We start from the raw sequence: 19,890 nt of genomic DNA, 5'->3' as shown, positions 1-19,890 counted from the left end.
CTCACTCCTCATCCATCGGCGACGATTCCACATCGGTCATGCTTAGCAGCCGAAACTCATTGTTCACAAACTCGTAGTAACGATCCCGGTTACCACTTTCCAACGCATTCCCTTGGGCATCTTCTTCGCCGTCGAGCGTGATGCCGGACACGATGATCAAGCGACTATCGGGCTGGTAAACCATGCCGAACGTGCTGCCGTCGTAAGCATTCGGCAGACCGCCAACCACTTCACCGGTCTGGGCTTCCAGCACTTCGCCACAAATGGCGCTACCGCCACAACCGAGCCTGTGCAGGATGTAATGGCCGGCGAAGTTGACCTTGCCTTTCAGGGCTTGCACCCGTGCCTGATCCATCATTGGGCTGCTGTTTTCTTGCGGCACCAGTTTATGATTGGGGCCGGTGAAAACTGGCGTGACGGTGTAATCCTTGAAGGCTGGATCGGCAGCGAATGCCATGGACGCGGCAGCCAATATCAAGCTGCCGAGAAGAACCGAAAATCCTTTCACGCTGTAGCTCCATCTATGCAATGCATCGTCAACATCCTCACTCGAAGGCGATGCTCCGCACTGCTGTTTTGATTTCTTCAAATCCTTCAACGCTTATCGCCAACGGGGCGGATGAGCCCGACTCCGCGGACCCAATCAGTACCTGTTCGTTATGCATAAGGCAGAAGGTGATGCGACTGAACAGACGTCGACTCTCATCGTGATAACCGATGATGAATCCTGACGACTTTGCCCCCTTCAGCGACTCAAACGTGTAGGTTTGCGGATGCCCCGCCAACAACGTTGGCCCCCAGCCGTGATCAGTCAGAGTCGCCGGACACTTGCGGTCGTTGGCTTCACGCAACAGCTGCAACTCAATCGCGCCATCGGACGGCAACTGCTGACTAGTGAGAGCGGAAAAACTTCCCGCGCTTTCACACATAACACCAAACCATGGCTCGCTCAGACCCGCTGACTTTTCGAAATTCCACTCAGCGCTGTTTGAGCTTGGTGCCTGCCACAAGTGCGGCGCGTTCAATGTGTTGGGAAGTTGTTTTGTCGCAACGAATACCAGATCAGGCGAATTGAACTGCAGCCATTGATCTTGCGTAAGCGTCATCGAAAACCGGCAGGGTGTCATAACCACCAAGGCGGTAACTGGCCCTTGAGCGGCCTGCGATTGACCGAGAGCATCACCGATCAACACGGTCTTGTCGGCAACGGCATGACTAACCTGCGTGAGGGCAAAACCAAAGAGCAGTCCGCGTAGATATCGAGGCTGTATGAAACTCAACGGTGATACATCAGCCACGGCTCTGGTCGCTCGATTCGGTCGCGCGATAGCCTTTCCGACAGTCATGTCGATAGAGCCAAAATAGCGGCGGCAACAATACGAGCAGCGCAAAACCATCCAGCCACACGTGCGACCAGACCTGCTGTTGCGCCGAGAGCCACATGTCCTGCGGCGCCCATAACAGGATGCCGGCGATCAACCAGCCCCAGATTGCCGGGACTTTCAAGCGATTGCCCAGATGCACCAGTGCGAGCATGTACAGCGAATAACTTTGCAACGTCGCGCCGAACAGCGCGAGCCACCAGACCTGTAGATCGTGTCCGGCCGCAGGCACCGCATCGGCACCCCAGAACGACAGTTCGAGGACTTGCAGGTAGCCATCGAGCAAGCCGGAGTCACCGGCCCAGGTCAGGGTAAGACCGGCGAGGATATGCGTGATCGCAGCGGCATATAGCCAAAGCACCAACGCTGGACGAAGCGAGGAAGAAGAGGCTGGCATTCCGTGTCCTGAGCGCGTTCCTTGGGGGTGGGGAGTTTAAAGGAAAATCGGGGTCGTCAGATGCTCAAGCGTTAAACGTTTTAGCGTGAGGGATTCAGACAAAACTTTTGCAAAACCCGCCTCAAACAGCCCCTCAAAACTCAAATGCAGTGGCTGGCTTTGATCGGCGCCGTGGCTGACGATCCCAATCGCCCCACGTTGAAGACGCCCAACTGGTCACCTTTGTCAGCCGCCATTTGATAACAGGCTAACGCCTGCGATATATCCTTCGTTCCTAACTCCCCACCCTCAAAGGTAGAGGCCAGGTAGTTCATAGCGTCCGTGGAGCCCATGGTAATCGCCCGAATAACCTGCTCTTCTGCCTGCTTGGGATGAAGGCAAGGGCCGTTATAGTCAGTGGAGTTTCCTGAACAAAGAAACGTCGCATAGCCCATCGCACCCTTTGGTATTTTCGAAGCCGCTTTGAATAAAGCCTCAACCTTAGGGGTTTCCAACTGAGATGCCATTTGCGAAAGACTCAGGCTTGCCGCCGACAGGCTCGCCTGTGCATCACCCGACTCTGCAGCACACACAAAATTCTCCAGGGACGCCTCAATCAACTCCGCAGTCAGCCGGTATTGCTCAAGAGACCCTAGCCCGCCCAACGCTTCTGCACGCTGATAACAGAAGTTCTCAGCGCGGCTCATTCCCGGGTTCTCTGTTGCGACAAGATCTTTCTCACTGATCGACCAATCCTCAATCCCCTCAAGCACCCAGCACGCCTGACGAGAGAAGTTGAAGATCTTGATATTGCTGTTGCCCGCTCGCTTATCCACCACGTTGACGTGACTGTCGTCGACCTCTTCGATCTCGACCCCAGGTGTCTTGCCGGGTGTGATTGCAGCCATCAGCGGATAGGTGAACGTTGTTCCACTAACACCCGAGGTCGAAGGCTCAAAGGTACTTCGATCCTTTCCCGCCATCGGTTTCAACACCAAGGACTTGACCGTCATTGCAGTGAGGCGGCGTTGTGATTCGCTGTTGGCGGAAAACGTAGTCAGGAAAGGCGCGAACTCCTTCGAGGGGCAAGCGTCGCTAGTGGAAGCCGCCGAAGCGTTCTTGTCGGATGCAAGAGCAGGGACAATCTTGTCCAGGTACGCCGAACGCTCACGACTCATTCTGGCGATGCATGAGTTAACGGCGAACACATGCGCCGGCATCCCCGTCTCGATTTCGAATGCCTCCAAAGGGCAATTCGCATCGCGCAATTTCAGCCACGCACGTTGCGATTCTTTAACCTTCGCCGCGTACTCCGCACCCCACGCCGAATCTGCTCGATAGTCAGACTCAAGCCGCGACATCAACTGCTTGTAGCTGACATTCAACTGCGCATCAGCAGCCTTCTTCGCCGCCTCCGAGCAGGGCACCATTTCCAGGCTTGAGGTGACCTGGCTGCAGTCATCCTGCGCATAGACCGCTGAAACAGGCAGCAGAACGGCCAGCAGGGTTAAAACAAAATGGTTCACTGTGTTCATCCTTGAGTCATTCAGGCCTTGCGTTTGGTGAATCGGGTGATGCATTGATCTGGTCCGTTCATGCCCCAGTAAGTGCTGAGCAACGCTTTACGTTTTTTGTCGACGCGCAGGTTAACGAAGCCATCGCCGCAGTCCGGGTGCAACTCTTCGAACGTGCCGGTTTTGGCTTGGTAAACAAACACTCGGTAGTAGTCGTAAGTGCCCATGCCGTCATCGAGCTGCCAGATCGCGAAATCCTGGGCGCCGTCGAAATTGAAGTCATCGAACTGCATGTGGAGTTCGTTTTCGGCTTCGAAATCGATTGTCCGCGACTCGCTGTGCGTTTCGCTTTTAACCGCGATGTTCAGCTTGGAGCTTTCGAGAATCAGCGTCGCTTCAACGCCTTTGGTTGGACTGAACGTGGTGGTTTGGGCTAACGCCGGGATCGTCCACATCAGGCCGAGCAGTGATACCGCTAGAGTTTTGAATTGCATGTGCTCGCCCTACTCCTCCCCGTGAAACGCGGCTCGTCTCAATTGCAGTTTTCTCGAGATTTCGCTGCCTGTGGAATACGTTCACCCTTTCCGTTCGTTGTCATTTTAGCGATGTATTCCTTATAAAGCGGACATGCGTCGGACTTCATTCCGATATCCCAATAAGCATCTGCCAAATTCAATATTGCAACGACTCTCTTCGGAAACTTTTTATGAATCCCCCTCAAAAGCAAAGCAGCTAAAACATTGTTTTTGCTACGATACAAATAATAAGCATAGTCATTTAGAGGCCCTACATTATCATTGGAAATTATCAACGTTAGCTCATACACCAGCTCTTGAGGAATACTCCTCCTTACCTTGTTACCGCTATCATCGAGCCCATAAAACAATTCTCCTTTTTCGCCCTGAGGAAGCTTACCAAGAATATATTTGAAGTCTTTCCTGATTTCTGCAAGCTGATCCTCATTACTCAAATAGCTAAAATCGGGCCCATTTTCGGAGAACTGAGAAAACAGGGTGCAACACGCCACACGCTGAACATTAAACTTTTGCGAAAATAGTGCTTCAACTGGTACCTTCTCACCACCCAAGGTATATTTTTCATTTCTACTAGGTTCCGCCCAAGTAGATTTTTTATAGAGAACCCAGTCTTTCCGCGCAGAATTCCATTTAAAACTATACTGCGTAAGATCAGTATCACGAGTATAAAAATCCAGCAACAACGAAAACTCACCTGGTAGATAACCTACAGATAACCCACCGTCTCCAAGTTCAAAAATCCCCGAAACTGACTTGTTACCCCCACCAATATCTATAGTAATTCGCGAAATTGTACCGTCATCCTCAAGTGGTCTAACACCATACGGATCGCAGATTCCATCCCCATTCAGGTCAGCCTCGCAGCTAGAGCTCGCATTGACCACTGACGCTAGGAGCGCGAAAACTAAAAAAGCTCCCACCCTCATTCCAAGGTCCCCTCAAGTGCAACTATTCGCGCTTCGGCGTATTGTTTAGCCGCTGAAAATAAAAATGGACAACAAAGGGGACAGATTTATTTTGGCTCAACGATAAAGCAAACGGATAAATAAATCCGCCCCCTTTGATTATTAATAAACTCAGATGAAAACACATCCTTCCTATACCTTAGAGCCTCCCTCAACAAACTCAATAGTTTCAACCATCTTAATGACCTCCTTCAACGCAGAGCCATTTAGATCATTCAAGTAGGCCACATTTCCACCTCCACAAAGTGCAGCAGATCCATGGGGGATGCAAAATCCAAACCCACGCGTTCGGTCCTCCTCTTCACCATTTGTAACGTCCTGAGATATCGCTGGACCTTCCCAGTTCTTCCCTTTTAATACATAAAAAGTATTATGCATGGACGTGTCAGCCGCAACATCTGGATCCAAACTCATGACCCATCCTTTGTCAGTCATTTTCCCACCCGAAAAGTTAGCAAAAGTTTGGGCATCGGCGGGATCCACACATCGAAATTTCAAATCGACTTCTATCGGCCGCCTAGAATTAGGCTTAATAACTTTCGAATAAAATAAGAGCGCAGGCACTTCTTCCTTATCCACCTCATAATCACCTCCGTACAAATTATTCATTTTAAATTTGCACACATCGAGATCTGCAAATATGACCGACGATTTCACATTTGCTTCATTAGCGAACGAGATAGACGAAAATGAAAGAACCAAAACAATCAACCAAACCTTCATCACTGTCTCCTCGCCTTAAACGGATCTGGGAGCTCACTAATTTTTCCAGTAGCGTCTGGAAAGTTCATCTGCTCAGTTAAAACCACCAAAGCGTTGGTATACGCTTGGTTGCGGGCAATTATTCCGTTTACTTTGTTGATTTTAGTTACATCATGAATTGGACTACCAAAATTCATGAAAAAAACGGGACAAACCACGTTTTTCTGAGAATTACTAAAACGTGATCTGTTCCCACCCCTATTATGGGTCGTATCAACTACATTTTCTCGAGATTTAGCCGACTGTGGAATGCGTCCATCCTTTCCGTTTTTTGTCATTTTAGCGATATATTCTTTATAAATCGGACACGCGTCGGACTTCATACCTATATCCCAATACGCATCTGCCAAATTCAATATTGCAACGACTCTCTCCGGGAATTTTTTATGAACCTCCTTCAAAAGCATAGCAGCTAAAACGCTATTTTTGTTACGACACAAATAATAGACATAATCATTTAGCGGCCCGACATTTTCATCGGACACTATCAAAGTCAGCTCATAAAACCAGCTCTTGGGGAATGCTCGCTCTTACTTTATTGCCGCCATCATCGACCCCATAAAACAACTCTCCTTTTTCGCCCTGAGGAAGCTTACCAAGGATATATTTAAAACCTTTCCTGACTTCTTAAAGCTGACCCTCATCATTCAAAGAGCTAAAATTAGGCCCATTTTCAGAGAACTGAGAAAACAGCGTGCGACACGCTATACGCTGAACATCAAACTGATGCGGAAACAATGCTTCAATTGGTACCTTCTCACCACCCAAGGTATATTTCTCATCTCTACTAGGTTCAACCCATGTGGATTTTTTATATAGAATCCAATCTTTCTGCGCAGAGTTCCATCTAAAGCTATACTGCGTAAGTTCAGTATTACGATTGTAAAAATCCAGTAACAACGAAAATTCGATTGGTAGATAACCTACAGACAGCCCCCCATCTCCAAGTTCAAAACTTCCCGTAACTGACTTGTCGCTCCCGCCTATATCGATAGTGATTCGCGAAACTGTGCCGTCATCCTCGAGTGGGCTAACTCTATATGGATCGCGGACTCCATCCCCGTTTAAATCAGTCCCGCAGCTACAGTTCGCAGTTCGCATTGACCACTGACGCCATCAGCGCGAACACAAAAAAAGCTACCACCCTCATCCTAAGGTCCCTTAAGTGCAAAGTGACTTGCTTCGGCTTGGTATAACTACTGGAAATACATGGGACAGTCCACATTCTGATCATTACTAAAACGTAGTCTGTCCACATTTTCACCTAAATGCAGACCGCCGCACTCTCACCATCTCCCTGCTGCATTATGCGAATCATCCACCTAATGACTTCAATAGCGCATTCAACTCGGTTATGTCCTCATCATAAAAACTATTACACTGAGCGACGACTGCTACATCTTTTTTTATTAATTTTTCGAGCGTACTACATACAAATAAAAAACCTTCACCACCCTGAACTCCTTCATACTCAACCACTTTCATATCTAGGACTTTCCAACCACTCCCTGCAAGCTTAATTTTCGCTGATTCCGGAGCGTCTGAAATTTGCTCTATGCCTTCCGGATCAGGCAGGTCAATCAGACCATTGTAAGAACCAGCAGATTGCAGATCATCTTTTTTTAGCGCCGCTTCAGGGTTCACTCCTATCACTAAAATAGTAGGAATCTTGTCGAAGGTATTAGCGTTAGCAGATAAATCAGTAGGACTTAAACTCACAAGCAACGCCTTGTCATTTTTAGCACAGCTTGAAACTACAAAATTCGATCCCTTAAAGTCAAACGAACATTCTGACTCACCCGCAAAAACAGCACCAACGAACAATATAGAGCCGATGACACTCAGCAGGGAATAAAATTTAGACTTCATCATTAAGCACACCCCATATAGATTTTAGTGCGTCCTTCCTTTCTATATCATGCAAAGGTATTTTATTTGGGCTTCCTCTATTTATTATTGAGCCCACTATTCTACAAGTCTCTGGTGTAGCATCTTTATCAGCACGTGAATTGATCTTCTCTCTCGACCAAAAGAAACCAGATGCATCACACGCATTGTAATCATCTGAAGCCAAAAGTGGTGGATTGGGGTCCGTAGTGAAATTTTTTCCTCGGTATCCCTCGTAACTTTTATAGTTTCTTCGACCCGTTATTTGCAGAAATCCTCGACCATGAAATCTATTACCGTCTCCCAACATCCCACCATGTGACGAGTTAGCGGCACCATTATCCATCCCTGCAGCTTTTGTTGCTATTTGTCCAGGCCGTGTTGCTACGTAATCGGGTCGATTGATGGTGGGCTTAGGATGTGACCCTGGATTAGGTAGCTCAACCGGGCGACGACCTGAGGGTAGATCTCGATTTAGAGTAACACACCTATCATATTCAGCACCTGCTTCAGCCGGTGTCATAATTTCATAATTTTTTCGGAAATAGGCTTCATTCCCGTCTTCTTCTCGAGTACGCCACCAGCCGGTTTCAATACCAACTTGTGCAAAAAAATGGGCAATCCGAAGTTTTGAATTAGAAATCTGATATTTAGACAGCATTTTATTAGTCTGCACTCGTAAACTGCTTGCCCGTTCCTTTCCAGCAGCGGGCGCCGGCCAAAGAACCTTCCTTAGTTCGTCACCACTTAGCCAACCGCATTTCCTGAATAAGCGAATAAACTCTACGGGGGGGAAATGCCAATGTTTTTTTTCGACACCAACTAGATTGGCTTGCTCCCAGAAAGCAAGAACGTTTTGGTGATTTTTTATTTTTTCGTATTGCTCTTGAGGCATCGGACCACCATCTGCAACTTTCAACAACCAACCATAGCGAGTATCAAAATCGTCTGCCGTCCATTCCGTCGGAAATTTACATACAAGCCGCTTTAGCGATTGCTGGGTATCATCAGAACGAAGCCGAGACATACTTAGCTCACGCTCATTTGTATAACGCTCTGATAAGTTTTTCTTCTGTTCATCTGAAAGAGTTGAATATCCAACGGAGTTGGCAACACTCACCGCATCACCATTTTCGTGTTCAACCGTACCCGTTCCCAACCCCAAAATGCCTTTTACAAAGTCTGACTGACAATGACTATCCGTGTCCGTATCATCATCGACCAGGTGCCAACCCTGCCATTGAGGAAAATCTGCATCGCTGAATCTTGTAACACTATCAGCGTTAAGGTTCACCCAACCAGATTTGCTCTCTTCTCCGGACTTACCAGGGAATTTAATTTGGCGCCAATGCGCGGCGTTGGTGGGCTGGAGATTATCCGGCCCTAGTACACGTCCGAATCTTAGGATTTCATATCCCGCACTAGGTGATTGTGGGTAATATTGCTTAGCTTTATCATAAAGTTTGTATGCATATCCGGGCTCCTCCACCTGAGTTCCGATTTCTTGGCCAGTCAGATAAAAAGAAGTTAACTGGCACTCGCCTTTTTCGTAACGCATGCGCACAAAAATTCCGTTTTGCAATAACGACGCTACCGCCGGTTCATATCCTCCAACCGTAGCGGGATTGCCTACGGATGACGTGGTGCTGCCACCTTCTTGGACTGGCACGGTTGGTGGCATGGCAGGAGGACGATAAACGACCGATGCGTTGTTCAACGATTCGCGGCGATCGTTTGGTGGCGCGCCATAAATTAAAACTTCTGGAGGCACGAAAAAATACATATCACCCCAGCAACTATTTTTCCGTCCATTCTGCGCCTGATAACTTAGCTCTCTTGTATTTCTACCTGTTATGTTCGTTATCTGACTTTGATCAGCAATGATCTCGAAATGAATTCTGCCTTTAGCCCCATAGATACTGCCAGCCTCGCCAAGAGACTCTTTCCTACTGACTACTTTCCCTATCTGAGGACTGGTCAGATTAATTTTCGATAAATGCATGTAGATCGAATAGAAAATAACTTTCGACTCTGCCTCTTCACCAATTTCCGTCTCATGACGCAATACTACGCAACCCTTATCAGTCCATCCGCCCCGAAAATTTAGCGGATTAGTTAGATCGTCGTTTTCTGGAGCGGAATCACGAAAGTAAACCAATGTCCCATCGCAGATTGCTCTTACTGGCAATGTACGCCCCCCCTCCTGGGGAGCTGTTAAGTGAATGCCACCATGCCAATTAAGGTCAAAACTCAGCGGATAACCACCATCACCAGGGATGCCACCCACCATGGCACGTGCCAGATAAGCATCGTCGGTTTCACCCGCCACCGGAGCAGGAATAAAAGGAGGGCTAATGATCATTCAAAAAATTCCTTGTTCATATTGACGCTTGTCCGTCCGCTCAAAGCGAGAAAGGGTAATCAACTGTCGGCTTAACCTTCTCAGGCACCGCATTCCCCAACGCCTGATCCATCAAACTCCCCGCCTTATCCTTATCCGCCGCCCCCGGCAGCACCGGCGGCTTAATCCCGATCCCTGTGCCGGAACCAGCCGAGCCACCCGCATTGATCTTGATCACCGGCCCAACCACCGTAACCCCACCGCCATCAAGCTTGATAAAGCTCCCACCCCCAAGAATGGTCAGCTCTGTCCCCGCCTCAATAACAATCTTGTCCCCAGCCTTGAGGTGAATTTCTTTCCCCACGCTGGTCAGTTGCGCAGTCCCCAGCTTCACATGCTGGTTCTGCCCAATCGTCAGGTGATCATCCAGCTTCGCTTCAACCTTGCGATCGGAAATCGTGGTGCGGTGTTCCTCGGCTTTCAGCTCGGTGTAGGTGTTCTTCACCACTGTGTCGTGACGTTCATTACCGACCCGAATCTTCTGGTCATGCTCAACGTTTTCATCCCAATCCCGCTGCGCATGAATGTAGATCTGCTCCGCACCTTTCTTGTCTTCAATGCGCAGTTCGTTGTACCCACCGCCACCCGGCGAGCTAAGCGTTTTGAACACGCTGCGAGTCTTGTTCGCCGGCAAGGCATACGGCACCGGGTTTTCCTTGTGGTACAGGCAGCCGGTCACCAGCGGTTGGTCGGGGTCGCCTTCGAGGAAGGTGACGAGGACTTCCATGCCGATGCGCGGGATGCTGATGGCGCCGTAGCGGTCGCCGGCCCAGGAGCTGGAGACGCGTAGCCAGCAGCTGGTGTTGTCATCGGCGAGGCCTTCGCGGTCCCAGTGGAACTGGACTTTGATGCGGCCGTATTGGTCGCAGTGGATTTCTTCGCCTTTCGGGCCGGTGACCATGGCGGTCTGGCTGCCGAGGACGCGTGGTTTCGGGTGTTCGAGGGCCGGGCGGTAGAACACGTCCCACGGGGTGGCGAGGAAGGTGTTGCGGTAGCCCTGGTGGAAGTCGTCCTTGTTGTCGGTGGTGTCGCTGGTCACACCTTCTTCGAGGACTTGCGGCTGCTTGCCCTCGTGGAAGATTTCGGTGAGCAGCCACAGGTCGTTCCACTCGCTGCGCGGGTGGTCGGACATTTCCATGAAGTGGCCGCTGACCAGTCGGGTCTGGTCGCCGCGACCTTCGGCCTGGCGGTAGTCGGCGCGGTGGCGTTCGAGGGCGCGCTGGCTGAGGAACTTGCCGCGTGCGCGGTCGATGAAGCGGCCGGGGTAGTCGTAATCTTCGAGATCCGGCTCGGTGCTGTCGCCGTCGGGTTTGTACGCGGCTTCCATTCGCAGGCGCGGTTTTTCGAAGTCGTAGTCGCGGCGCGTGGTGCGCGTGGTGCGGGTTTCCAGACGCAGTTTGAAGGCTTTGATTACCGGCTCGTCGGCGACCATACCGCTGCCCTGCACATAAGCAGTTGGCTGCCCCAAGTTCTGGAACACGGTCTGGTCGTCGCCGAACACCAGCAGGTGGGCCTTTTCGCTGTGCTGGAAGTGGTAGTGGATGCCTTCTTCTTCGCACAGGCGCTGGACGAAATGCAGGTCGGTTTCGTCGTACTGCACGCAGTAGTCGCGATCCGGGCACGGCTGGCTGAGCTGGAAGCTGTAGGCGTTGCCTTTGATGCCGTGTTCTTCGAGGATCAGCGCGATGATTTTCGGCGCTGACATCTGCTGGTAGATGCGCTGGTTGGTGCGGTGATGCAGGTATTGCAGTTGCGGCACGATCGAGACTTTGTAGCGGGTCAGGCGCTTGCCGGCATCGCCCTGGGCGACGCGGTAGATCTGCCCGTGAATGCCCGAGCCCTGTGGATCGAATGCCAGGAACGCCTGCTTGTGCAGCAGTTGTTCGAGATCCAGATCGGGGTTTTCGCTGACCAGTTCGAGGTCGAAGCGATACGCCTGGCTGATGCCTTCGGTGCCGGTGAACGACAGCACTTGCAGGTCGCCGACGTAGTCTTCGACCTTGAGGCTGAAGTGGGTTTCGTTAGCTGAGTTGAACATCGTGTGCTCCCTGTTCGAATGTCATCCGTTACGCCCGAAGTCGCAGACGTTGCAGCCAGGACGAAGTGGCGCCCAAGGCGTCACGCAATTGTTGGGCAGTGATGGTGCGTTCTGCCGGGTTGAAGCTCAGCGCGGTTCGCAGCGCTTGCCAGCCGTGCTGGGGTAGATTCGCTGGGGCGCGCAGCTCGCGCTCCAGGTGCTCGTCACGGGCCTGGGTCGAGGGTAAGCGGCGGAACGGGTGTTTGCCGCCCGCCAGTTCATAGATCACGCAGGCCACCCCGTACACGTCCGCGCTGGCCGACAATGGTTGGCCCTCAAGCAGTTCGGGGGCGGCGTAGCCTGGGGTCCAGGCGTGGAAGCGCTCGCGGCTCAGGTGCGGCAGACCGGGCAAGGTGCCCTCCTCTGCCTGCCCCAGACCGAAGTCGAACAGGCGCAGGCCGTCTTCGCTGAGCATGACGTTGCTCGGTTTCAGATCACCGTGCAGCACGCCGCGACGGTGGGCGTAGGCCAACGTGTCGAGCAGCGGCAGGACGATGTCGCGCAACTCTTGCCACGGCAGGCCGAGGGGCCGCTCGCAGAGCAATTTGTCCAGGGTCAGGCCACGCATGTATTCCATGGTGATGAAGGCCCGCTGGCAGTCGGTGTCGACTTCAAACGTGTGTGCACGCACGACGTTGTCGTGGCGCAGGCGTCGGGTCAGGGCGAACTCGCTGTAGAGCAAGGCACTGGCGTCCGGCGATTCGGCAAATTCTTCGCTGAGGATTTTCAGCGCAATGTAAGGGTCGGGATCGCCGAACTGCTCATGCAGCAGATCTCGCGCCCGGTAAACGGCGCCCATGCCACCGGCCCCGAGCAGACGCTCGAGGTGGTAGCGACCGGCGAGTACATCCGGCAGCGCACCGATGCTGGCCTTGGTCGGCGCCAGCAGCGGTTCGGCCTGGTTGCCCTTGGCGAAGGCAAAGTAGGTCAGGTTGCTGGCCTGCTCTTCGCTGATCAGCAGGTCATCGATGGGCGATTCGAGTTCACTCATTGGCGGATCACCACGGCAGTCAGGTTGTCCCGCGCGGCGCCCCGCAGAGCGCCGTCGAACAAACGTTCCAGCGCCACGTGCGGCGCGCTGAGGCTGAGGGCGTTGCCGAGGGCGTCGCTGCTCAGGCCCTGATACAAACCATCGCTGCAGAGCAAGAACACATCGCCCGGATAGACCTCGAGTTCAAGCACATCCAGGGTCAGTGTGTCGGCGGCGCCGACGGCTCGGGTGAGTGCCTGAGCCGCCGGGTGCGCTGCCGCCTGTTCGACGCTCATTTGCTGCTCGTCGATCAGTTGCTGTTGCAGCGAATGGTCCTTGGACAGTTGATACAGCCGCTGCCCGCGCCACATGTAGCAACGGCTGTCGCCGGCCCAGATGCAGGCCGCGCGATTGCCTTCCACCAGCAGCGCGACGACGGTGCTGCCCATGATGCTGTCGTGGCGTCCGGCAGTGACGGTCAACTCCTGCCCCAAACGCCGGTTCAGCCAGTGCAGGCACTGGCGGATGGCTTTGAGGCGTTCGTCGAAGTCCTCGTGTTGCGGCAACTCAGCCAGGCTGGCGACGATCAACTGGCTGGCGATGTCGCCACCCTGATGACCGCCCATGCCGTCCGCGACCACCCACAGACCATGCTGCGGCGAGTCGAGGAAGGCATCTTCGTTGCGCGCCCGCACCTTGCCCGGGTCGGTACGCGCCGCGCTGCGCCAGGGACTGGCCACCAGCATCAGAGCTGCACCGGCATACGGAAGGTGCGCAGCACGCCCATGTCGAACGGGTTCGGCGTGCGCTGGCTGGTGAGCAGGTAGTTGGCGCGCAGGCCGCCCACGTCGGCTTTCAGTACCAGCACGTCACGACCGTTCAGGTACTCGGTCTGCATCAGGTCGAACAAACGGAACAGCGACCATGGGCCGGAATTCTTCTCGATCCCGATCGGGCGTCCGGCCATCTTGTCCATGACCAGACTGGTGCGACCGTCTTCAGCATCGGTCGGCCACTTGAAGGTCATTGGCAGGATCGGGCCGTGGCGGTATTCCATGGTCTTGTCGCCGAACTTGAATTCGGAGCGGCTGACCGCCGGATCGAGGGTGTACGGCTCAAGCTTGAACTGCACGGTCGGCTCGGCCGGGTTGATCGAGAAGAAGCTTTGGCGAATGGTCTGCGCCGCCGCCATCTGATCGAGGTAGACCTTCGATACCGGCAGGCTGTGGCCGTCGACGCTGCGCATGCGGTAGTTGCCCGGATCGCCGCTGACGAACGGACGCATGTAGCTGTCGAAGAAGCGGTCGACGGTACCTTGAGCACGGAAGAACTCGCGGAAGTCGCTGATCGCCACATCGCTGGTGCTGCTGGCGCTGAACGGATAGCGCTTGCTGATGGTTTTGCCGTACACGCTGTACAGCTCGTTCTGATAACGGCCGTTCAGGTATTGGTAGGCATCGTTGAGCACCAGGCGCCATGAGTCTTCAGCCAGCACGTTGAACCACACGCTCAGTGGACGTGGCAGACGACCGGAGGCATTGCGCAGGTTGGTCAGCGCATCACGCTGGCCGCTCATGCGCGTCTTGGCCATCTCGAATGCGGCTTGCTCCGGCGTGCTGGAACGGGCCAGACCGGCCAGTTGCAGTTGCAGGTCGTTGAGCGCGCTGAACGCTGGCGTCAGGTCAGCGCCCGGGCCGTTGTTGTCGTCGAGCAGACGATGCAGCGGTTCGAAGCGGCGTTGCAGGGATTTCTTCGCGGTGTCCGGCAGGTTCTTCGCCACGTTCAGCGCCGAAGCCTTGTCGGCGGCAGCGGCGGCGAGTTTGCCGACCTTGCCCAGTTTGCCTTTCTGCCCGGCCAGCGCATCGGCGGCTTCGCCGGCTTCATCGACCGGATCAGCCGCGGCTTCGAAGCGGGTGTTTTCACGCACTTCGGTGAGCAGCGCGAGTACCGGCGAGTTAGCCGAAGTCAGGCCCGCCAGTTGCTCGGCGCCTTCGCCAGCGTCGCTGATGGGTGGCAGTGCGACCTGGCCAACGGCTTCGCTCCAGTAGTTGGCGTAGTCGCGGAAGTACAGCTGCTCAAGCTCGACCATCAGGCGACGCAAATCCATGTCGCTGATGCCCGCGCCTTCGCCCAGCACCCAGTTGTCGCGCAGGATATCGGTGACCAGCGCGGCGCCCTGCACCGAGAAATACTGCTGATAACCCTGTTGGGTGTAGAAACCCGGGATCACGTATTCAGTGCCGATGAACAACGAGCCTTGCGGGCCGAGGTGTTGGCTGAAGCGATAGTCCGGCAGGTTGCGCGCCTGCTCGCGGAGCATGCGGTAAACCACGTTGGCCAGCGATTCGCTGCGCAGGACCTGACGCGCCTGCGTCACCAGTTGATCGTTCAGCGGGTAGATGAACGGCTGCTTGAGCAAACGCTCGAGGTGCGTATTCAGACCGTTCTGCACCGCGGTGTTGCCGGTGTAGCGCTGCGACCAGTCAGTGGCGACCCAGTCCTTGAGCCACGCCGCGTCGCGACGATCCTTCATGTTCAGCATCAGGTACGCGCGCAGGCTGTTGAGCAGGCGATCGCGATCCTTCATGTTGGCGCGGATCTGCCCTTCGAGCATGGTCGCGACCCGTGGCAGCAACTGCGCTTCCAGCTCACGCTCGTAGGCGGTTTTCACCACCGGGTTGATCTCTTCGCCCTGATACAGGCCGCCACGCTCGTGGTACGAGACGTCCCCCTTGCTCGGGAACACCTGGGTCGCGGCGTAGCTGGTGTCGAGCACTTTCAGCACACCCATGGCGTCATCGCGCGGCGTTACGGCCGAACGTTGCTGGGTCCAGTTCTGTGCCAGCGTGCGCAGGTTTTCCAGACGCTCGTAGTTGGCCGAAAAACCACCGGCCCAGAGCATGCCGAACAGTGCCAGTGCTGCCAGTGCGCCGACGTACAGCGCACGCTGGCCCCAATGAATGCGGCTGCGCTCGCGCTTGTCCAGACCGGCCAGATCGGCCTCGGGGAAAATCACTTGGCTGAGCAAGTGGTGGATGAACCGCGAACGGCCGCTGCGCAGAGTCGGCAGCACGCCGGCGTTCATGCCCAGGCTGGCGCCGATGCCGGCGGTGGTCGAATCCATTTCCTGGGTCAGGTGCGGCGCGCTGGTCAGGTAGAAACCGCGCAGTTGCGTGGCGCGCTGATAGCGGTTGCCGGTGAACGCCATGTCAACAAACAGGCACAGGCGCTCGCCGATCTGCCCCAACTGATGCGGGAAGTCGAGGATGCGGCCACGGCGCTGAGTGTCGCGCTCGGAGTGCATGCGCATGATCACTTGGCTGTTGAGGCGGCGCAGCAGCTCTTCGAATTCGTTGCGCAGGACCGTGACGTCGGTGCCGACCTGATCCTTGCGGAAACTGGTGCCGAGTACCTGATCGCTTTCTTCGCGGGTCAGTTGATCGAAGAACTCGTCGAAGCCGAGCAGCTTGTCCGCCTTGCTCAGGACCAGATACACCGGCACGTCGACGTGCAGTTTCTGATGCACGTCCTGCAAACGGCTGCGCACCTGGCGCGCGAGGGTCTCGATGTCCTGCTCGCTGCCGCCGGTGAGGGTTTCCACCGGAATGGTCACCAGCACGCCGTTCAACGGACGACCGCGACGACGCTTGCGCAGCAGCTCCAGCAGGGTTGTCCAGGCGTTGCCGTCGACTTCCGCGTCCGGTTGAGTGGTGTAACGCCCGGCGGTGTCGATCAGTACACCGTGATCAGCGAAATACCAGTCGCAATGACGGGTGCCGAGGGTGTCGCGGGTCAGCTTGCGGTCGATCTTGTTGATCGGGAATTCCAGACCGGAAAAATCCAGCAGGCTGGTCTTGCCGGAGGCCTGCGGACCGATCAGCAGGTACCACGGCAAGTCACTGCGCCAGCGCTCGCTGCGACCGCGATACAGGCTCGACGTCTTCAGGGTTTTCAGCGCGTCCTTGAAACGCGCCTTCAACTCTTTCTGTTCTTCGTCGATCAGCTCTTCGCGGCGGATACGGTCCTGACCGTCCTCGCTTTCTTCCTCGGCTTTCTTGCGGATACCGGCGCGCCAGCTGACGAAGACCATGGTCAGGCCCCAGATCAGGAACAGCACGCTGATGGTCAGCAGGCGCGAGGTCGCACTTTCCCAGAACTTGTAATCATCGACCGCCAACAACGGGCCGACGAACCACACCAGCAGCGCCACGAACAGCACCAGCAGCAGAGTCCAGACCCAGGTCTGGCGCAGGAAGGCGCCGACTTTCTTGAAAAACTTTTTCATCACACGTCCCTGTTTTACGGCTGCGCCTGCGGTTGCACCGCGGCTGGATCAAGCGGCTGATAAGGATGCAGAACGGTGTCGCGTTGTTCGCTCAGGACCCAGGCGAAGCCCGAATACATCACCACCAGGCAGACCAGAGTAAAGAGCACCACCATCCACGCCGGCACGATACGCACCAGGTTGCGGCGCTGGTCGTTGAGGCCTTCCCAGTGCGGCGACAACTCGCGCGGCACGTCGCCTCGCAACTGACGGATCTGCCGGTACAAGGCGTCGCGGATGCCTTCAAGCTCAAGCATGCCGCGCGCCTGGACGCGGTACTTGCCCTCGAAACCGAGGGACAGGCACAGGTACATCAGTTCGAGCATCGGCAGGTGCTTGACCGGGTTTTTCGACAGCCGATCAAGCAGCTGGAAAAACTTCTCGCCGCCGAAGGTTTCGTTGTGGAAGCTGCTCAGCAGGCTCATCTGCGACCACTCGCTTTCGTTGCCCCACGGCGTGGTCACGACAGCTTCGTCGACCACGGTGCAGAGCACGTAACGCGCGGCCATCACCTGGCTGCTTTCGGCGCCGTTGTGCAGGGCGCGTACTTCAAACAATTTCAGCCCGGCGGTCAGCCGCTCATTCAGCGCGTACAGGTCTTCGCGGGTTTCGCTGTGCTTGAGGCGCACCACTTCCGAGAGCAGATCGGACGAGGCCGCGACCAGCGAGTTGAGGCTGATGTTGAACGCCTCCGCCGGACGCAGGCGCGCGGCGTAGATCATGCGTTCTTCCAGTTGCTCGAAACGCGGCGGCGCGGCGAAGTCGGTCAGCGGACTCGATGCCGGTCCGTGGCCCTGACGGTCGAGCAGGACGGTTTTGTCGTCCTGGTTGTAATCCGTTTCCTTGATCATGTCGGTCAGTTCCTGATGGCCCAGAATTTCAGTTCAAGCTCGGCGAATTCGCCGGACACGTGGAACGCGAAACCGCCGGAGCGTTCGAGTTGTGCCAGGTCTTCGGAACTGAGTTCGAGAATGAAATAGGTTTTGTTCGAGTGGAACGCGATCTGCCGTGGGGCCACCGGCAACGGTTTGACCTTGATCCCCGGCAAGTGCAGGTTGACCAGTTGGCGGATGCGCTCCACCGGGCCGACCTTGAGGTGCTGCGGCAAACGCTGACGCAGTTCTTCGGAGTCGCAGTTGGCACTGGCTGCCAGCACGAACGAAGCCGAGCCGAGCAGTTTGTGATCGTGCAACGGCGAGACGATGATGCCGTACTGACGCGCCTGCAGGATCAACTCGATGGCGTGCTGTTCGAGCACCATCGACAGCACCTGACGGATCGCTTCCATCAGTTTGCGGAAGCTTGCGCCCTGATCGGCGTGGGAATAGCGGCTGTCCAGACGCGGGCGTTTGCTCTCGCCGGAGAAGGTCGCCAGATCGCCGAGCATGGTCAGCAGCGTGCGGTACAACTCTTCCGGGTGCACTTGTTCCAGACCGAGGTAATGGCGCAGCAGCAGTTCGGTACGGTTGATCAGTTGCAGCATCATGAAGTCGCCGACTTCAGCGCCGCCGACTTTGCCATTGGAGCGAATCCGCTCGGCAATCGTGTCGCCACGGTGGCTGAGCATGCTGATGACTTCTTTCAGGCACGACAGCAGGTAGCTGGAGGCGTGGGCCTGAATGTAGGTCGGGACGAAATCCGGGTCGAGGCTGATGACGCCGTCGGGCGTGGTGTCGAGCACGTCGCAGATTTTCAGCTTCACGTAGGCCTGATCGCTCTGCTGCTCGCCGAGCAACAGTTTGAAATCCGGGCGACCGCAGCTGACCTGACTGGCGGAATCGTCGCCGGCGTTGGAGTCGGCGACTTCGGCGTCATACGCGGTGTAGCGCGCGAGCACGTCGGATTGCTCCGGGCGCCGGGCCTCGATGTGGTTGCCGGTGACCAGCGGCAGCGCCAGATAGATCGGCGTGTTGCCGGTGTTCGGCGGCACGTCCAGCGCCAGCGGCTCGGTGTTGCCACCGAGTTCGAACAGGCTGCCGTCCGGCAGAATCCCCGAGGCTTCACTGATCACCAGTTTGCCCATGTTGAGGAACTGCAAGTCGATTTCCAGATTGAGAAAACCCCAGGTGTAGCCACCCAGCAATTGCGTGCGGGTCTTCATCTGGTGATCGTAATAGCGATCGTTGTGCTGGAAGTGCTGCGGTCGCAGCAACATGCCTTCCTGCCAAATGACTTTGTGGGTGTTCATGATCAGTCATCCGCCTTGGCGAGCACTTGTTGGGTATTGCGGATACCGGCCTGATCGAGGGTCAGATCAGCCTCGGTGAGTTCCAGCGGAGTGATCTGCACGGTGTGGCGCCACTGGGTATCCGGCAGGTCGCGATAGGCAGCGAGGATGCCCACGTAACGGCTGCCCTCCTCCACGCTGAGTTTCAGTTCCACGGTTTCACCCGGGCGCAGTTCCAGTTCTTCGCTGGCCACCAGATCCGGGTTGAGGGATTCCTTGGCGCGTTCGTAGAGGCTGAAGAAATCAGCGTTCTCGAAGGTCACCGGGTGCTTGAGTTCGAACAGGCGCACGACGATCGGCGACGGCCGACCATTGAGGTCCGGGTTGAGCTGATCGCTGCCGGTCAGCTTGAGGTTGATCTTGGTCACTTTCGAGTATGGCGACAGCGACGAGCAACCGGCGAGCAGCACCAGCACGGTGAGCGCAGTCAGCGTCTTGAAAAAAGCGGTCGAGCGGCGAGACATGCGCA

At 55.3% G+C, this 19,890-nt stretch carries 17 protein-coding genes; all 17 read right to left on the bottom strand.

Going from position 1 to position 19,890, the window contains the following annotated elements:
• Position 1 precedes the first annotated feature (1 nt).
• The 17 genes from D8U60_RS13450 to tssJ all read right to left on the bottom strand — a co-directional run bounded on the left by D8U60_RS13450 (position 2) and on the right by tssJ (position 19,885).
• Positions 2-457, bottom strand: a complete 456-nt coding sequence (locus D8U60_RS13450) for a hypothetical protein (protein WP_130900356.1) — start codon at positions 455-457, stop codon at positions 2-4.
• Positions 458-545: 88 nt separating this feature from the next.
• Positions 546-1,298 (bottom strand): hypothetical protein, encoded by a 753-nt coding sequence (locus tag D8U60_RS13445; RefSeq protein ID WP_241663540.1) that lies wholly within the window; start codon positions 1,296-1,298, stop codon positions 546-548.
• A complete protein-coding gene (locus D8U60_RS13440) occupies positions 1,291-1,779 on the bottom strand; it encodes a cell division protein (protein ID WP_130900284.1) in 489 nt (162 codons plus the stop codon). Before D8U60_RS13440 ends, D8U60_RS13445 begins: the two co-directional genes overlap by 8 nt.
• A gap of 140 nt (positions 1,780-1,919) precedes the next feature.
• On the bottom strand, positions 1,920-3,284 hold the full coding sequence (locus tag D8U60_RS13435) for a lysozyme inhibitor LprI family protein (protein WP_130900354.1): 1,365 nt from the start codon (positions 3,282-3,284) through the stop codon (positions 1,920-1,922).
• 20 nt (positions 3,285-3,304) lie between these two features.
• Positions 3,305-3,766 (bottom strand): hypothetical protein, encoded by a 462-nt coding sequence (locus tag D8U60_RS13430; RefSeq protein ID WP_130900283.1) that lies wholly within the window; start codon positions 3,764-3,766, stop codon positions 3,305-3,307.
• A gap of 38 nt (positions 3,767-3,804) precedes the next feature.
• Complete coding sequence (locus D8U60_RS13425) at positions 3,805-4,728, bottom strand: hypothetical protein (RefSeq protein WP_177435467.1); 924 nt, start codon at positions 4,726-4,728, stop codon at positions 3,805-3,807.
• Between the two features lie 177 nt (positions 4,729-4,905).
• The gene (locus D8U60_RS13420) at positions 4,906-5,496 is read right to left on the bottom strand and encodes a hypothetical protein (RefSeq protein WP_130900281.1); all 591 of its coding nucleotides are present in this window, start codon (positions 5,494-5,496) and stop codon (positions 4,906-4,908) included.
• Entirely contained in the window at positions 5,496-6,020 is a 525-nt protein-coding gene (locus D8U60_RS27650; protein WP_177435466.1) for a tetratricopeptide repeat protein, read from the bottom strand. Before D8U60_RS27650 ends, D8U60_RS13420 begins: the two co-directional genes overlap by 1 nt.
• Positions 6,021-6,849: 829 nt before the next feature.
• Entirely contained in the window at positions 6,850-7,407 is a 558-nt protein-coding gene (locus D8U60_RS13410) for a hypothetical protein (protein WP_130900280.1), read from the bottom strand.
• On the bottom strand, positions 7,394-9,784 hold the full coding sequence (locus D8U60_RS13405; RefSeq protein WP_130900279.1) for a M23 family metallopeptidase: 2,391 nt from the start codon (positions 9,782-9,784) through the stop codon (positions 7,394-7,396). Before D8U60_RS13405 ends, D8U60_RS13410 begins: the two co-directional genes overlap by 14 nt.
• Positions 9,785-9,824: 40 nt before the next feature.
• Positions 9,825-11,861 carry a type VI secretion system tip protein VgrG gene (locus D8U60_RS13400; RefSeq protein WP_130900278.1) on the bottom strand — a complete coding sequence of 679 codons (2,037 nt, stop codon included), beginning with the start codon at positions 11,859-11,861 and terminating at the stop codon, positions 9,825-9,827.
• Between the two features lie 28 nt (positions 11,862-11,889).
• A complete protein-coding gene (locus D8U60_RS13395; protein WP_130900277.1) occupies positions 11,890-12,891 on the bottom strand; it encodes a serine/threonine-protein kinase in 1,002 nt (333 codons plus the stop codon).
• Positions 12,888-13,616: a PP2C family serine/threonine-protein phosphatase gene (locus D8U60_RS13390; RefSeq protein WP_041476618.1), complete on the bottom strand. Its 729-nt coding sequence runs from the start codon at positions 13,614-13,616 to the stop codon at positions 12,888-12,890. Before D8U60_RS13390 ends, D8U60_RS13395 begins: the two co-directional genes overlap by 4 nt.
• Complete coding sequence (tssM, locus tag D8U60_RS13385; protein WP_016772512.1) at positions 13,616-17,155, bottom strand: type VI secretion system membrane subunit TssM; 3,540 nt, start codon at positions 17,153-17,155, stop codon at positions 13,616-13,618. Before tssM ends, D8U60_RS13390 begins: the two co-directional genes overlap by 1 nt.
• A 14-nt stretch (positions 17,156-17,169) precedes the next feature.
• The gene (gene icmH / locus D8U60_RS13380) at positions 17,170-18,045 is read right to left on the bottom strand and encodes a type IVB secretion system protein IcmH/DotU (protein ID WP_016772511.1); all 876 of its coding nucleotides are present in this window, start codon (positions 18,043-18,045) and stop codon (positions 17,170-17,172) included.
• A gap of 5 nt (positions 18,046-18,050) precedes the next feature.
• Positions 18,051-19,382: a type VI secretion system baseplate subunit TssK gene (gene tssK / locus D8U60_RS13375; RefSeq protein ID WP_016772510.1), complete on the bottom strand. Its 1,332-nt coding sequence runs from the start codon at positions 19,380-19,382 to the stop codon at positions 18,051-18,053.
• Between the two features lie 2 nt (positions 19,383-19,384).
• Entirely contained in the window at positions 19,385-19,885 is a 501-nt protein-coding gene (tssJ, locus tag D8U60_RS13370; RefSeq protein WP_016772509.1) for a type VI secretion system lipoprotein TssJ, read from the bottom strand.
• Between the last annotated feature and the right edge of the window lie 5 nt (positions 19,886-19,890).

Origin of the sequence: Pseudomonas sp. Sample_11 (genome assembly GCF_004307505.1) — a bacterium.
In the GTDB taxonomy this organism is placed as follows: domain Bacteria; phylum Pseudomonadota; class Gammaproteobacteria; order Pseudomonadales; family Pseudomonadaceae; genus Aquipseudomonas; species Aquipseudomonas atacamensis.
This window is presented reverse-complemented; position numbering and strand designations above follow the sequence as displayed.

What these genes read in the sequence shown, in the direction of transcription:
- D8U60_RS13450 (WP_130900356.1), bottom strand. Translation starts at nt 457, where the DNA reads ATGGCATTCGCTGCCGATCCAGCCTTCAAGGATTACACCGTCACGCCA.
- D8U60_RS13440 (WP_130900284.1), bottom strand. Translation starts at nt 1,779, where the DNA reads ATGCCAGCCTCTTCTTCCTCGCTTCGTCCAGCGTTGGTGCTTTGGCTA.
- D8U60_RS13430 (WP_130900283.1), bottom strand. Translation starts at nt 3,766, where the DNA reads ATGCAATTCAAAACTCTAGCGGTATCACTGCTCGGCCTGATGTGGACG.
- D8U60_RS13420 (WP_130900281.1), bottom strand. Translation starts at nt 5,496, where the DNA reads ATGAAGGTTTGGTTGATTGTTTTGGTTCTTTCATTTTCGTCTATCTCG.
- D8U60_RS13410 (WP_130900280.1), bottom strand. Translation starts at nt 7,407, where the DNA reads ATGATGAAGTCTAAATTTTATTCCCTGCTGAGTGTCATCGGCTCTATA.
- D8U60_RS13405 (WP_130900279.1), bottom strand. Translation starts at nt 9,784, where the DNA reads ATGATCATTAGCCCTCCTTTTATTCCTGCTCCGGTGGCGGGTGAAACC.
- D8U60_RS13400 (WP_130900278.1), bottom strand. Translation starts at nt 11,861, where the DNA reads ATGTTCAACTCAGCTAACGAAACCCACTTCAGCCTCAAGGTCGAAGAC.
- D8U60_RS13395 (WP_130900277.1), bottom strand. Translation starts at nt 12,891, where the DNA reads ATGAGTGAACTCGAATCGCCCATCGATGACCTGCTGATCAGCGAAGAG.
- D8U60_RS13390 (WP_041476618.1), bottom strand. Translation starts at nt 13,616, where the DNA reads ATGCTGGTGGCCAGTCCCTGGCGCAGCGCGGCGCGTACCGACCCGGGC.
- tssM (WP_016772512.1), bottom strand. Translation starts at nt 17,155, where the DNA reads ATGAAAAAGTTTTTCAAGAAAGTCGGCGCCTTCCTGCGCCAGACCTGG.
- icmH (WP_016772511.1), bottom strand. Translation starts at nt 18,045, where the DNA reads ATGATCAAGGAAACGGATTACAACCAGGACGACAAAACCGTCCTGCTC.
- tssK (WP_016772510.1), bottom strand. Translation starts at nt 19,382, where the DNA reads ATGAACACCCACAAAGTCATTTGGCAGGAAGGCATGTTGCTGCGACCG.
- tssJ (WP_016772509.1), bottom strand. Translation starts at nt 19,885, where the DNA reads ATGTCTCGCCGCTCGACCGCTTTTTTCAAGACGCTGACTGCGCTCACC.